The sequence below is a fragment of the Nitrospira sp. BLG_1 genome (assembly GCF_047338595.1).
Classification (GTDB): domain Bacteria; phylum Nitrospirota; class Nitrospiria; order Nitrospirales; family Nitrospiraceae; genus Nitrospira_D.
Window position 1 is genome coordinate 1 of record NZ_JBLFBO010000126.1, and the last position, 1,350, is coordinate 1,350.

A 1,350-nucleotide genomic window follows, 5' to 3' on the forward strand; every position below is an offset into this window, starting at 1 on the left:
TGGGTCGAACTGAGACAGTCTGCCTCACCTACCAAGCGTGTCCGCCTTCAAGGTATCTGATACTTCTTCCTCTTATACTGTTTCTTTTTATGCTTGTGACATTGGCCACAATCAGTGTTCTATCGAGCAAACCTGGCTGCGTTATCATTGAGATCGATTTCCCGCGATTCAGGATTGAAAAACAGCCATGTGATCTACCCAACGGCAACCCAAAATGAGTGTGGAACGCGTAGCCGTTCCGTTCCTCCGGCGTACCGTCTTCGCTCGCAGTGACACTGACCTGTGGTTGTCCGGTCACGACCACGTGCACGGTTGGATGATCCATGAGTCCCACTGCCTTAGCACGTTGCTGGCGCAATCCCCCCAGATGCCCCACGTTCTTTTTCCATGGATGTGGCTGGCGACGAATCCACCTCGAGGCCACCGACCTATCCAATGATAGCCTACACAGGAGTTGGCCAAGCTCCATCCCCAAAAATGAGCCGAGCTCACGGGGGGGCTCTGACTCTGTGGACTCGATGTAGACTCGTGATCGCAGAGGAAGCCGCGTGGATCCATGCCGGATCTGCTGAATCTGCGGGATCGCCAATGAGGTGATCTCCGTCCTCCGTATGTAGGCCCCGCTTCTTGTGACTACAAGAGTAGCAATAAAGTTTCCGACGGCATGCTCTGGCGAATCACTGCTTGATAGAAGGCGGTCACGGAGAGATAGGAAAAACCAGAAACACGATGCCCAGCACCAGGGCACCCGCAATCAGCCAGAGAAACCCGTCGCGCGTGGACTGAAACAGGCTGAGAAACACGCCGGCGCAGAGGAGGAGGAGGACCACACCCATGACAGTCGGTTATTGTATCAAAGGGATCTGACAGGGCGAGGAAAACCGTGAGAGCGGAGGGAAGAGCGACTCCTCAATCATCGGTGAGAAATCCACATCTGCTTGCATCACTGTTCTGCGTGTATCGACGCCTACTCCGTCACCTTCTCCTGACAGGCGATGCCGTCGTGGTTGATTGCTATAAGAGAAGCACACCGCCTTTACCCTCTTCGGTGACCTGGTTCTCTGACTTCGCGATCGATGTTCCTTTTATGTGCTGAGCTTTCAGCTTCGCCGCGAAGTTCGCCACATAGGCTCGGTCACCTTTGTGGTACCCGCACAAAACTGTTGCATCACTTGTGAAAACTATTCACGTGGATGTGGGAGGCACAAATTGGGTTTGGCCTCAAGTGTGGACATGGCTACTCAGAGACGGCTCTACCCTGTAGGTGCATCGTGCAGGAAAAATGTGGCTGGTCCTTGGGAAATGTTGGCTTATCAATATGATTTTAGTCATATGAATGTGGGCTTCGGT

The 1,350-nt window shown here is 53.3% G+C and carries 1 protein-coding gene; it reads right to left on the reverse strand.

Features of this window, described 5'->3' with window-relative positions:
* Window positions 1–698 precede the first annotated feature (698 nt).
* Complete coding sequence (locus tag ACMTNU_RS20655) at window positions 699–836, reverse strand: hypothetical protein (protein ID WP_413937171.1); 138 nt, start codon at window positions 834–836, stop codon at window positions 699–701.
* Window positions 837–1,350 lie beyond the last annotated feature (514 nt).